This is a genomic window from Thioalkalivibrio sp. ALJ12, from assembly GCF_000378305.1.
Taxonomy (GTDB): Bacteria; Pseudomonadota; Gammaproteobacteria; order Ectothiorhodospirales; family Ectothiorhodospiraceae; genus Thioalkalivibrio.
In genome coordinates, this window is record NZ_KB899539.1 from 603,554 (window position 1) to 616,569 (window position 13,016).

9 protein-coding genes and 1 pseudogene are annotated in these 13,016 nt (G+C 67.2%); 3 read left to right on the forward strand and 7 right to left on the reverse strand.

The features are described 5' to 3' along the window. Window positions 1-226: 226 nt before the first annotated feature. The 5 genes and pseudogenes from F467_RS0110150 to F467_RS0110165 form a co-directional block, all read right to left on the reverse strand. Window positions 227-2,899: an AMP-binding protein gene (locus F467_RS0110150; RefSeq protein ID WP_018137805.1), complete on the reverse strand. Its 2,673-nt coding sequence runs from the start codon at window positions 2,897-2,899 to the stop codon at window positions 227-229. A gap of 392 nt (window positions 2,900-3,291) precedes the next feature. Beyond that, a complete protein-coding gene (locus F467_RS0110155; protein ID WP_018137806.1) occupies window positions 3,292-4,008 on the reverse strand; it encodes a nuclease-related domain-containing protein in 717 nt (238 codons plus the stop codon). A gap of 24 nt (window positions 4,009-4,032) precedes the next feature. Further along, window positions 4,033-4,116: pseudogene (locus F467_RS13685) on the reverse strand (DUF2442 domain-containing protein); the annotation flags it as partial. A gap of 121 nt (window positions 4,117-4,237) precedes the next feature. After that, complete coding sequence (ftsH, locus tag F467_RS0110160; protein WP_018137807.1) at window positions 4,238-6,361, reverse strand: ATP-dependent zinc metalloprotease FtsH; 2,124 nt, start codon at window positions 6,359-6,361, stop codon at window positions 4,238-4,240. A gap of 82 nt (window positions 6,362-6,443) precedes the next feature. After that, window positions 6,444-8,180, reverse strand: a complete 1,737-nt coding sequence (locus tag F467_RS0110165; protein ID WP_018137808.1) for an HAD hydrolase family protein — start codon at window positions 8,178-8,180, stop codon at window positions 6,444-6,446. Between the two features lie 351 nt (window positions 8,181-8,531). Here F467_RS0110165 and F467_RS0110170 point away from each other — a divergent pair, with 351 nt between their 5' ends. Together F467_RS0110170 and F467_RS0110175 are read left to right on the forward strand one after the other, a co-directional pair. Then, on the forward strand, window positions 8,532-8,792 hold the full coding sequence (locus F467_RS0110170; RefSeq protein WP_018137809.1) for a diguanylate cyclase domain-containing protein: 261 nt from the start codon (window positions 8,532-8,534) through the stop codon (window positions 8,790-8,792). Between the two features lie 157 nt (window positions 8,793-8,949). Further along, window positions 8,950-10,305, forward strand: a complete 1,356-nt coding sequence (locus F467_RS0110175) for an MFS transporter (RefSeq protein WP_018137810.1) — start codon at window positions 8,950-8,952, stop codon at window positions 10,303-10,305. A 10-nt stretch (window positions 10,306-10,315) separates the two neighbouring features. On the opposite strand, the gene F467_RS0110180 is transcribed toward F467_RS0110175, so the two are convergent. Then, window positions 10,316-10,648, reverse strand: a complete 333-nt coding sequence (locus F467_RS0110180; protein ID WP_018137811.1) for an antibiotic biosynthesis monooxygenase — start codon at window positions 10,646-10,648, stop codon at window positions 10,316-10,318. 58 nt (window positions 10,649-10,706) lie between these two features. After that, entirely contained in the window at window positions 10,707-11,027 is a 321-nt protein-coding gene (locus tag F467_RS0110185; protein WP_018137812.1) for a hypothetical protein, read from the reverse strand. A gap of 375 nt (window positions 11,028-11,402) precedes the next feature. On the opposite strand from F467_RS0110185, the gene F467_RS0110190 reads away from it, so the two are divergent. After that, window positions 11,403-12,872 (forward strand): amidohydrolase family protein, encoded by a 1,470-nt coding sequence (locus F467_RS0110190; RefSeq protein ID WP_018137813.1) that lies wholly within the window; start codon window positions 11,403-11,405, stop codon window positions 12,870-12,872. The last annotated feature ends 144 nt before the right edge of the window (window positions 12,873-13,016 follow it).

Sequence of the window (13,016 nt, forward strand, 5' to 3'; positions counted from 1 at the left end):
CTACAGCCACCCCTGCCCCAGGCACACGCGCAGGAGCCCAGCCGCCCTGGACGATGCGGCGCCGGACACACCACTCAGCGAGCCAAGTCATGGGTGCCCCCTACTTCGCCATCTCCCTTCTCGACTGGTTTCCCGAGATTCTCCCAACGTTACCGTGGTCCGACCCCGTCATTAATGCGTGTGGCACGAGATGCCCCCTTGGCACGGCCTCGCCGCGTGCGCGCCCCTACCGATTGTCTTCGGCCGCGGGCTCCCCTCCCAGCTCCCCGAGTGCAGCCTGAAGGGTCTGCACGATCTCGCGCTCATCCTGGCCGTAGGCATCGACCGAAATCGGCTCGCCAATGATCACGCGCACCCTCTTGCCAGGCCGCGGGAAGATCCGACCCGGGGCCATCACCTCGCGTGTACCCTCAATCCATATCGGCACCACCGGCACGGGCTGTGCTGCGAGCACCAGCCCGATGCCGGGCCGCAGGCGCTGGAGACTGCCGTCCGGGGAACGCTGCCCTTCCGGAAACCAGACCAGGCTGTGGCCGCGCCGCACAGTCGCGGCGGCCTGCAGGAGACTGCGCCGCGGTGCCGCGGCGGGATCGACCGGCAGAATGCGCGCGACGCGGCTGAACGCGCGGGAGAACCGGTTGGAAAACAGATAGGCCTCCAGGCCCGCCCAGTACAGCGCTTCCAGGTGTCGCGTGCTGAACGCCGGCAGCAACGCCAGCGGGTCCACGAAGCTCAGATGGCGCGGTGCAAGGATATGGGGACCCGCATCCGGATCGGGGAGTCGGCCCCGCACCTCCACGCGCATCAACAATCGGCTCAGCAGCCGCGCACCTCCCAGGAGCAGACGCCCGGCCACCCGGCCGGCCGTCCCCGGCGGCTCCAGAGCACTCTGCTGAGCAGGATCGAGCAAAGACTCGGGATCCTGGAGCTGCTGCTTGAGCTCCCCTCGCCCTTCCTTCGCCTCCGCGGCTCCGGCCGCCTCCTTCAGCAGGTCGCGCACCGTCTCCACGCGCTCGATCGCCGAATCGTCGAGGTCGATGCCCGCGCGGTCCTCCAGCGCAAGCGTCAGATCCACCCAGTTGAGCGAATCGATCCCGAGTTCGTCCGCCAGCATGCTGTCCGGCGTCAGACGCAGGTCATGAAACCGTTCGGCAAGATAGGCCCATGTCTGCTCCGCTGCAGGATCCGACAGCAGCTGCTGGTCTTCCGGCGCCCAGGATTCGGGCGAAACCGGCTCCGGCAGCGCCTCGGAGACCGTGTCCTCCCGGCCCAGCTCCGCGAACAACTCTTCCAGCTTGTGCCGACGCAGCTTGCCCAGGCGCGTGCGCGGCAACGGGTCGAGCGCAACGCGCACCGTGCCCGGGCGATGATGGCTTGGCAGTTCCTTCGCCGCCCGGTTCACCGCCTCCCTCAGGCGCTTCTCGAGATCGTCGCCGGTCACCTCGCGCAGCAGACCCGATTCGGGCACAACGACAGCGGCCAGGCGATCTTCGTGCGCCAGAATACCGGCCTCGCGTACGTCCTTGATCGTCTTCAATGCATCTTCCACCCGTTCCGGATCAACGTTCTCGCCGCCCGAGAGGACGATCATCGAAGATTCCCGCCCGAGCAGGTGCAGGTAACCGTCATCGTCGATCTCGCCGGTATCGCCGGTGCGGAACCAGGCGTCTTCCTCCAGGACCTCCTGGGTCTTGTCCGGCAGGTTCAGGTAGCCGGAGAACACGTTCGGCCCGCGCGCCATCACCTCGCCACGCCCGTCGCCAGACTGCGAATCGTCGATCTTGAGCTCGACTCCGGGCAACGGCAGACCGGCGGCCTCGATTTTGAGCCGATCCGGCGGGTTGTAGGTCAGGATCGGGGAGGTCTCGCTGAGGCCGTAGCCGGTCGCCACCTCCCAGCCCAGCGCCTGCAGGTTGCGCGCCAGCTCCGGATCGAGCGCCGACCCGCCAGCGACGACCAGCCGCAGGCGCGGGGCCAGGCGACTGTGCAGGCCCTTCAGCAGCCTCCGGCCGAGGTTGAGACCGAGCCGGCGGCGCGCCAGCCTGGAGACACCGATGATCCGCCGGAACACGAACGCCGCCAGCCCGCCGCGCCCCGCGACCCGATCTTCCAGGGCCTGCCACACGGCCTCGTACAACCGCGGCACCCCAAGCATCACCGTGGCCTCGCCCTCGCGAAGCGCGCGCACGATCTGCGGACCCACCAGCGAGAACGGCACGATGATGGTCGCGCCCAGGGTCAGCGGAATCAGGATGCCCACGGTAAACGGATACACATGGTGAAACGGCAGGGGCACCAGAACCCGATCGCGATCGTCCGCGAGTTCCTGGCCGCACAACGCCTCCACGTTGCTGCTCAGGTTGGCATGCGTCAGCGGGACCCCCTTCGGCGGCCCCGTGGTGCCGGAGGTATAGAAGATCGCCGCGATATCATCCGGGCCCGCAACCGGGTCTGCCGGCGCCTTCGCGAGAAGCCCCTCCCAGGCATCCGCAGCATCGGCGTCCGCATCGAACCGGTAGATGCGTACCTCGCCAAGGGCCTCGGGGAGCCGGTCCCTGAGCTTCGTGGTGGTAAAGATGAACCGCGGTGCGGAATCCGAGATCGCGTGGTCCAGGTCCTCGCGCGGCATCTGGGTATCCAGGGGTACCAGGACCGCACCGGCATTCATCACGCCCAGGGCCGACACCACCCACTCGGCGCTGTTGGGAGCCAGGATCAGGACCCGGTCGCCCTGCTCGACTCCGGCCTCCTGCAGCCCGGCCGCCAGGCGCCCCGCCCGTTCGAGCAGTTCCCCCCGAGCGAGGGCATCGGCGCCATCGCGGCTCATGGAGACGACTGCGTCCTGGTCCTCGCGAACGGAACGGGAAGACAGCAGTTCCCCGATGGTTTGCGCACTCACCCTGAACTCCCCTGTACCGGAGCCGGCTCCCCCCGCCAGGCCGTGAGGCGGCGGCACGGTAGCCTCGCCAGCAGGGCCTCGCGGTGTCCATCACTGCATCGTCGAGGCATGATTCGCCGTCTCTGTCATCCCCTCGAGTCTGGGAGCATAGAACACAGAGGAGGATCTCGAGTTTCACAATACCCGTTCTGGCCGGGCTGACGAGGGCGCCAGGTCCTCAAGGCCCCCGCGCCTTGAGGACGCCGCAGAACAAGAAATCATGGATGTCCCCTTCTGCCCGCCACCGAACAGAAGATTCGTCCACTCATGCAGGAACTCGTCACCGGCGAACCGGCCGAGGAATAACCGCCCGCGCGGGACCGGCCGGCCCTGTCCGGGGCACGCCCCCGCCTTCATCCCTTCAGCGCCGCGATGGCCCGAACCGTGTTCTCCTTCACCGGGCGCGGGCGCTCGGGGCGGAAGCTGCGGATGTACTCCACCAGCTCCGGCCCCGTCAGCACCGGCACCGACAGCTCGCCCGCACGCCCAAGCGACACCTCCGGGTGCGTGAACAGCACGATCGGCTGGATCCAGCGCTTGGCCTTGCGGCCCTTCAGGTACTCGCTCAGTAGCCACACCTGCTTCTTCACCTGCCGCACCGGGTTGCGCATCTGCTTGGTGTAGCGGCTGCCGCGCCGCCCGGTCTTGCTCACCGTCCATTGCGAAGTCTGCTCGTCGCAGTCGATGGCCCCGCTGTTGTGCTTCACCTCGATCACGAACAGCGCCTCCGGCCCCACCACCACCAGATCCGCCTCCGCCACGCCGGTACGCGAGCGTTCATCCGGCAAATCCACCTGGTTGAAGACCGTGAACGAGCCGGGAAGCTCCGCCAGGTACTCCAACGCCGCATCTTCGCCCCGCGCACCCGCCTCGATGACCGCGCTGCCGCCAACCAGGCCCACCAGCGCGACCACCCCTGCCAGTGTGATCAGGCCCACCAGCGGATGCACGAAGAACCCACCGAGCGCGACCGGCAACCCCAGGAGCAGCACCAGGTTGCGCCCGCGCCTCTGGATCGCCTTCGACTCCTCAGTCAGACGGTTTGCGGTGACGTAGCGAGTGTCTGCCATTAGCGTTGGGGTGTTGAGGACTTAAGGTTCGGGAGTTCGACGGCCATCCATCAGACCATGCTCGGTGAAATCCACAGACGCAACACGCTCATCCGCGTTCGTGGCCAAAGAACCTCATTCCAGGCCTCCAACAGCCCCGGCTGCCGACCCTCGAAAACTTGCCGAATCCGCCACGATTCGTGCTCCGCTCTCTCAGGATCGTGCTTGCACGGGGTCGGGGTTGCCTGTCTCAGGGGGTGCCAGAGACTCCGGTGTTGCCGGACTTTTCGGCTGCGGGCTGCCCCGGCCCGTACTGGTCGACGATCGCCTCGATCTCCTCGCGGGTCAGGGTCTCGTGCTCTTCCAGCGCGCGGGCGAGGGCATCCAGGGCGTCGCGGTGATGTTCCAGCGTGGCGCGGGCGTTGCCCTCAATCTCCTCCAGCAGGTCGCGCACCTCTTCGTCAATCAACGCCGCGGTGGTCTCGCTGTGTTCGCGCGGGCGCGCGATCTCACGCCCGAGGAACACATGCTCCTCGCTCTGCGGCAGCGACACCGGCCCGACGCGCTTGCTCATGCCCCAGTGCGCCACCATCCGCCGCGCCAGCTGGGTCGCCTGACGCAGATCGTTCTCCGCCCCGCTGCTGACCTCGCCGAACACCAGCGACTCCGCCAGCCGCCCGCCGAACATCACGCCGATCCTGTCGCGCAGATAGGACTCGTTGTAGGTGTGGCGTTCCTCGTCCGGCACCTGCGAGGTCACGCCCAGGGCGAACCCGCGCGGGATTACCGTGACCTTCTCCAGGGTGTCGGCATGCGGTAGCAGATACGCCAGCAGCGCATGCCCGGATTCGTGATAGGCGATCACGTGGCGCTCGCGCTCGGAGATCTTCTCCTCGCGCTTCTCGCCCAGCATGATGCGGTCGCGAGCATCGAAGAAACAGGCGCGATCCACCTGCTTCAGCCGGCGCCGCCCCGCTAACAGCGCCGCCTCGTTGACCAGGTTGGCAAGCTCCGCGCCGGAAAAGCCGATGGTCGAGGCAGCAACCTGGTCGAGATCGACGTCGTCCGCCAGCGGCACCTTCCGGGTATGCACGCCGAGAATCGACCGGCGCGCCTCGCGGTGCGGGTTTTCGAGGGTGATCTTGCGGTCGAAACGCCCGGGGCGCAGCAGCGCGGCATCGAGCACGTCCGGGCGGTTGGTGGCGGCCAGCACCACCACCGACTCCTCGTGCTCGAAGCCGTCCATCTCCGACAGGATCTGGTTCAGGGTCTGCTCGCGCTCGTCGTGTCCGCCGCCGACGCCGGCCCCGCGCGAGCGGCCGATCGCATCCAGCTCGTCGATGAAGATCACTGACGGCGCGTTCTCCTTGGCCTGGCGGAACAGATCGCGCACGCGCGAGGCGCCGACGCCGACGAACATCTCGATGAACTCCGACCCGGTCACGGTGAAGAACGGCACCCCGGCCTCCCCGGCCACCGCGCGCGCCATCAGCGTCTTGCCGGTGCCCGGCGGCCCCATCATCAGGATGCCGCGCGGGATGGTGGCCCCCAGGTCCTTGAAGCGGTCCGGCTCCTTGAGGAAGTCGATCACCTCCTGCACCTCGCGCTTGGCGTTGTCGCAGCCGGCCACGTCGTCCATGCGCACGCGACTCTTCTGCGGCTCCACTCGCCGCGCGATGGACTTGCCGAACTGCAGCGGGCCGCCGCCCACACCTGACATCGCCCGTTGTTGCATGCGAGACCAGAACCACACCAGCAGTCCAAGCAACAGCAGCAAAGGGAGAAAACCCACCAGCAGTGCCTGCCACCATGGCGGGTCCGCGGCCTCAGCCGAGATCTCCACCCCGCGGTCTTCCAGCTTGCGCAGCAGCTCCTCGCCGGTCAGCTCCGGGGTGAAGGTACGGAAGTGCCCGGGATCGTCGATGCCCAGGTCCTGGCGCCCGACCACAGTCAGCGTGCCCTGCACCTCGTGGCCGCGCATCTTCACCTCGTGCACCTGACCCTGGTCCACCGCGCGCACGAACTCGCTGTAGGTGAGTTCCGCTCGGTCCGGCTCCTGCACCAGCGTCAGGAGCTGGAACAGCACCAGTACGCTGATCGCGATCCACAGCACGAACAGCCACTGTGGCCGCCCACCCTTGTTGCCCGGGCCGTCCGGTTCGGGCCCACCCGGGCCGGGACCGAGGTCGGGGCCGCGACGCGGTGGCATGCCGCCAGGTGAGTCGCCGGGTCGCTCCCCGCGCGACGGCTCGGGCGAGCCTCGGTCTTCCCGGTCGCGGTCTTCCGAGTCGCGATCGTCCCCGCCGGGGTGTCCCGGCTCCTGGTCCTCCTGGTCCTCCCGGTCACGATCTCCGTTGGAACGATGGTCAGTCATCTCGTCCCTAGGGGGCGGACTCGCAAGAACGTCGGAGAGGATCATCTGGGTTCGTTGCATGTCCCGCGCACCCGGCATTCCCTTAAGCCTCATGCCTGAATGCATAGCGCGACTGGACGGCCTCGATGATGGCTTCATGGATGTCGGCTATGCGCCCCGCCCGATAGGCGTCCTCCAACTGACGGATTCGGGCGGCCAGGGGCCGATCTCCGAACACCCCCTCGATCCAGTTCGAAAAGTCGCGGCGCTGCAGGTGGCCATGGAACCGCTTGGGCTCCATCCACGCCAGCGTGTCCACAAACTCCTTAAGCGTATGGGCGCGCTGGCCTGACGGGTGGCCGTCTGTCGAAAACACAAACGCGTGATGCGCGGCCACCGGGACATCGATGTACTTCATGCGATGGCGGACGTGGGGTGTCAGGCGCTCGGCCAGACGCATGATCCGCAGCCGGCCTTCGGCCTCCTCTGGCCCCGGCAGGAGGGCGACCTCATTGACCGCCAACCCCGCCAGGAGGCTCTTCCATTCCTCCAGATCCACCGATACCCGGGCGGCCCTTGCCAGGGCGGCCACTTCCTCAGGATCGGTCGCCCTCGAGACCAGCATGACGTCGGCCACCTGCAGGACATCGGGGTGCAGCTGTGATGCCCGATAGGTCACCATCGTGCAGCCTCCCGCCCCCACGTCCAGCAGCGACATGGCCTGCGGGTCGCAAAGAAAATAATGCGCCTCATCGACCAGTACCCGATGCGGCAGCCCGGTACGGTGGCGCACCACTGTGATCTCCGGAAGAATGTCTCTGAGGTAATCGAGCTTTTCCAGATGAGAAAGCTGCGACAGGTTAAGGATGACGCTGCGGTCCGGATACCGCAGCAACCGCGTCAGCTCATGCGGCTTGGGCGGCGGATCATCGCCACCGGTCATCAGCACCCGGGGCAGCCCCTCCAGGCCGGCATAATCGCCTTCAGGGTCAACGATGCACAGACTGTAGCCATGCAGGATCAGCTGCTCGCACACCAGACCGGCCACCCATGACTTTCCGGATCTCGGATCTCCGCTGATAACCACGTTCCGACCCGACACCGCCAGCGACACGTCATTGCCGCCACGCGTCGTTCCCAACACCAGTCTTCGACGGGGATAGCCCGAGCGGAGCGTGTCCGGCCCCTCCAGAATTGCATCGATGTAGTCGGCCACCGCGGCCGGCCCTTTGCCCGGCAACACCTCGTCGGCGATCGACTGGAGCGCGGCACTGCCCCACTCGACCGCCACTCCGACCTCGGCGCTGCGAAGCAACTCATGATCGTTCTCCGCGTCGCCGATCGCCAGGACGTTATGAGGAGAGAGGCGAAAGGCCTCAAGGGCGACCGCAAATCCCGTGGCCTTGCTGATCGCCTGGGGCAGGATCATCATGCGCCCGCGATTGAACAGGATCGCCAGCGGTAGCTCGAGCCGCCGGATCAGTTCCAGGGCCTCGGGGGCAGCGGACGCGGCGGCCTCCACCACAACCTCGCCGCACTTGAACTCGACGCTGCGCTCACTCAATCCATCGAGAAACGCCGGCGGCGGCGGTTCGTGCAAGGCCGTCGAGCGCCCGCTCCGGGGAAAGGTGATTACTGCGCCGTTTTCACCGACGACCGCTTCGGCGAAGGTGAGATCGCCAGCTAAATGCCGCAGCTCACCAATAATCCGCCCCGTAACGATCAACACCACCAGGCCAGCCGAACGCGCACGCTCCAGCGCCCCGCGCACGGCAGGGTTCAGCCGCCCGTCCTCGGCGATCGTCCCATCGTAATCCAGGGCCAGGGCTTTGAGTTTCATGGGGTTGCGGAACCATAGACCGAATCCGAGGGAACACCCGCCTGACAGACGCATGCAAACGAGAACGGAGAGATCGGAAACGACCGAATCATCTCTTCATCCCTCGGTACCCCGAACACATGGGAGGGAGGCATTCGTGCCTCGTCATTATGTTTCCAATGTAGACGATGCCGCGCTTCAGTGCCGGTCCGGGCCGGTGATCCTGCCCCCCATGTTCACCGCTTGGGACGGACCAGGGAGAGGGGCGTCGATGTCCCCTTCTTGTCTGGATAGATCCCTTGCGCCCGGCCGCGTACGGCCCAGCGGAAATCGGAAACAGCACCGTGCCGCGCAGCGGAAACGAAACAAAACATGGGTGTCCCCTTCTTCCGGCACGGCACGGGTCCCCGAGATGCCGAACAGCTGCGCTCGCGCTTCGAACGCGAGCCCCTCCCCGACGACGGCTCGGGGCACCCCCCTGTCCCCCTGACCGTCTCGATCGGCATCGCGAGCCAGATCCCAGAGAGCCCGGAAGCGCTGGACACGCTGCTGACCCGGGCCGACGATGCCATGAGCACCGCCAAGCGTCATGGCCGCAACAAGGTCGTCCTGGCACCATCACAACGATACTGACCGCCCATTGAGTACGCCCTGCACCCGCCCGGCTCGTAACATCAAGAAATTCTAGTTGCCCCCTACCCTAGGTGGTTCCCCGGCCTGGCTCGGCTTGTCGGCCGGCCCGGGGCTGGCACAAACTGCCTGTATCGCCCGCCCATCGAGACCCGACGCGTTGGCCCGCCTGCTCATCCCCATCGTCGCCCTGCTCGCCTCCGTCACCATCCTGGTGATGGGCAGCGGCCTCATGGGGACGCTAGTCAGCACACGCCTGAGCCTCGAAGCCATCGACCCCCAGCTCAAGGGGCTCATCATGTCCGCCTACTACATCGGGCTGGTCATCGGAGCCCAGCAGGGCGACTGGGTAATACGGCGCACCGGCCACATCCGCGCCTTCGCGATCTTCGCGGCGATCGCCACCGTCGCGATCCTCCTCCTGGGCCTCCATGTTGACGTCTGGGCCTGGTTCGCTCTGCGCGTGGTGATCGGGTTCTGTCTCGCAGGCGCCTACCTGGTGGTCGAAAGCTGGCTCCATGCCCGCACGGAGAACCGAACGCGCGGTCGAGTCTTTTCGGTCTACCAGTTTCTCGCCTACCTGGGGCTGGCCGCCGGCCAGCCCCTGCTCAACCTCTACGAACCCGTCAGCACCGAACTCTTCATGGTCGTGGCGGCACTGTTTGCCCTCTGCCTGGTGCCAGTGGCCCTGACACGCACAGGGATGCCGCAGGACACCCCTGGCCACAAGCGCATGAAGTTGCGCCAGGTGGTGACCGCCTCGCCCCTGGCGGCAACGGTCTGCGTCGCCGCCGGACTGGTCAGCGGCGCCGCCTTCACGCTGACGCCAGTCTTCGCCCTGCGCATGGGCCTCGACATCGCTGGGGTATCGCTGGTCATGACCAGCCTGATTCTCGGTGGAGTGGTGCTCCAGTGGCCGATCGGCTACTTCTCGGATCGCTTCGGCCGCCGGACGCTGATGATCGTGGTCGGTGGTGGCGTGGCACTGATATCGCTCGCGCTCGTCGCCACCATCGGCGCTGTCCCGCTCTGGGCCATACTCACACTTGCAGGGGTGTTCGGCGGGCTCGCGTTCACCCTTTACCCGCTGGCCGTCTCCCACGCCAACGATGTCCTCCAGCCCAACGACTTCGTGGCAGTGACCGCGGCCCTGCTCTTCCTCTGGGGCCTGGGGGCCGTCGCGGGCCCGATACTCGGCGGGTGGGCCATCGCCTTGCTGGGCGGGCCCGGGCTGCTGGCCTACATGGCCACCATCGGCGCGCTGGTCGCACTGATCGCATTGCTGCTCAGGCGCGACACGGCCGCGGCCCGAGAGCCCTTCCGCACCCTCACCCGCACCACCCCGGTGATCCACCATCTCGACCCGCGTGCGCTGCCCCAGACCGAAGGCGAGGCGGAGGAGGAAACTCGCACGCAAGCGTCAGACAACCCGCCGTCGAAGGACCCTCACGGTCACTCACCTTCTTCGACAGAACAGCGGGGAAAGGGCGGTTTTGGTGGCACGGGACCTCCCTGAGGCCGAAGACTCAGCAGATACTCGTGTCATCCATTGCGGGTGGGTCGACGCACCATTCGGCGTCCTCGAACTCGCCAATGACCCGCACATCCACGCAAGCCGCCTGCTCTGCAATGATGCGGCGCACGTGGTCCGGCTGGTCCGCCTCCATCGCATCGCGCTGGTCCTTCGAGTCCCAGTGCGCGATGGCCAGCAGTACGTGCGGATCGCCAATCTTCCGGTGCAATCGGGTGCCACGAGCACCTGGGGCCTGCTGGATGATCCGGCTGGCCCGCACCCAGGCATCCGCATACTCCTCGGCGGTACAGCCGGGCCGGAGATGGATCTCGAACACAAAGATCATCCGCCCCTCTTCGCAGTCGGCAAGGCCATGCGGTCGCGGCGATGCGTTACCGGACGGGTCAGTCGTGGAAGATGATGCGCGCGCCGGCGGGGTCGATATCGACGCGACAACTCGCGTACTCGCAGGCGTCCGCAATGTCGTTCAGCTTGGGCATGTCGTTGAGCTCGGCCAGCTTCCGCACCAGGCCTGCACCCTCGCAGCCGCGCTGCATTCCGCTGTCCGGGTCCGTCTTGCACCCAAATTCGCTGCCATCCACCGACCAGTCCATACCCGCTGGCATCATCAAAACCACCGGCTCCTCGTGCATCACCTGGAATTTCACCCGTCCCGCGTTCCGTCCGTCCTGCCAGTCCACGGTCGGGATGTTATCGCTGGCCATGAGGTCACTCCTTCCCGGTATCCCGGGCGGTCTTTCGGCCTTCCCTGTGACGCTAGACGGCTTGCCGACAATGCTCAAGCAACGACGCCCCGTTATTGGGCCTCGCGAGCTCATATCGAGACGAAATCACGGCTGTCCTCTTTTCTTCCGCAGGCGGTCCGTCCTTCACCCCCCGCGCACGTTCACCAATAGCCCGGTCCCGCCAGTAGACGAACGCCCAAACAGGGGTATGCTGCAAGCATGCCCCCGGCCGTCGCCCGCAATCGGCGGCGCCCGGGATTCATGTACCCGCAAGGCACCGGGGCACATCCCGCACTACCCGGCAGCGTGCGCCGAGTCCAGCCGCCAGGTGCCGTCACCAGGAGCCACACCATCATGGGCATGGCCTGTTGTGCACCGCACGGCGCGAACGCCGGCATCAACCCCTGCCATTGTGGCGCGGCCCACACCCAGGCAGCCTTCCGGCGCATCGAGGCCGACCTGAACCGGCGCCAGTTCCTCGGCGGTGTCGCCGCCGTACTGGGCATGTTCGCGGGCTTCGGCCTCGCCCCGCGCGAGCTCAAGGCCGGCGCGCCCGGGCAGCCGCTGCTGCTCACCCACCTGCGGCTGTTCGACGGCGAGACCCTCTCGCTGCGCGAGGACGTGGACATCCTGATCGAGGACGGCCGCATCGCCGCGCTGCCCCGGCGCGGCGAGGGCCCAACCGGTGCGCGCGCAATCGACTGCGGCGGGCGCGCGGTCATCCCCGGCCTGATCGACGCCCACTGGCACAGCACGCTGGTCGGGGTCAGCCAGATGACCGCCATGACCGCGGACATCGGCTTCCTGCACCTGATGGCCGGGCGCGAGGCCGGCGCGACCCTGATGCGCGGCTTCACCACCGTGCGCGATCTCGGCGGCCCGGCCTTTGGCCTGAAGATGGCCATCGACCGCGGCGCGGTGGCCGGCCCGCGCATCTTCCCCTGCGGCGCGATGATCTCCCAGACCTCCGGGCACGGCGATTTTCGCCAGCGCCACGAATTGCCGCGCATGCCCGGCACCCCGCCGAGTTACATCGAGAGCAGCGGCGTCGCCGCGATTGCGGACGGCGTGGACGAGGTGCTGCGGCGCACCCGGGAACAGCTGATGCAAGGCGCCAGCCAGATCAAGATCATGGCCGGGGGCGGCGTCTCCAGCCTGTACGACCCGCTGGACACCGCTCAGTACCTGGAAGAGGAGATGCATGCCGCCGTGCGCGCCGCTGCCGACTGGGGCACCTACGTGTGCGCCCATGTCTACACGCCGCAGGGCATCCAGCGCGCAATCCGCGCCGGGGTGCGCTCCATCGAGCACGGCCAGCTGGCCGACGAGGAGACGGTGCGCATGATGGCAGATGCCAACGTGTGGTGGAGTATCCAGCCCTTCCTGGACGACGAGGACGCCAACCCGAAGGCGGACCCCGTCTCCCGGGCCAAACAGCTCCAGGTGAGCGCGGGCACCGAGCAAGCCTTCGAACTGGGCCGCCAGTATGGCGTGCCCATGGCCTTCGGGACCGACATCCTGTTCAGCCCCGAGGGCGCCGTCAGCCAGGGCCGCCAGTTGGCCAAGCTGACCCGCTTCATGCCCCCGCTGGAGGCCCTGCACATGGCCACCGGCGCGGCCGGCCAACTGCTCGCCCTGTCCGGCGACCGCGCCCCCTACCCCGGCCGCCTCGGCGTGATCGCCGAAGGGGCCCTGGCCGACCTGCTCGTGGTCGATGCCGACCCGGCGGCCGGGCTGGACTGGCTGGATGCACCCGACGACCACCTGCACCTGATCATGAAGGGCGGCGCCATCGTCCGGAACAAACTGGACCGCGCTGAATAGATCAATATCCTTCGCTCTGCCTGAAAGTCGATTCTCCGGTGCACCACCAATCGCCCATGGAGGCATGCACGAATGATGGAAAGAATGTTCACCAGCAGCCGGCTGCTGGTACTGGTGACGGTCGTGGTCAGCACCATTGCGGCT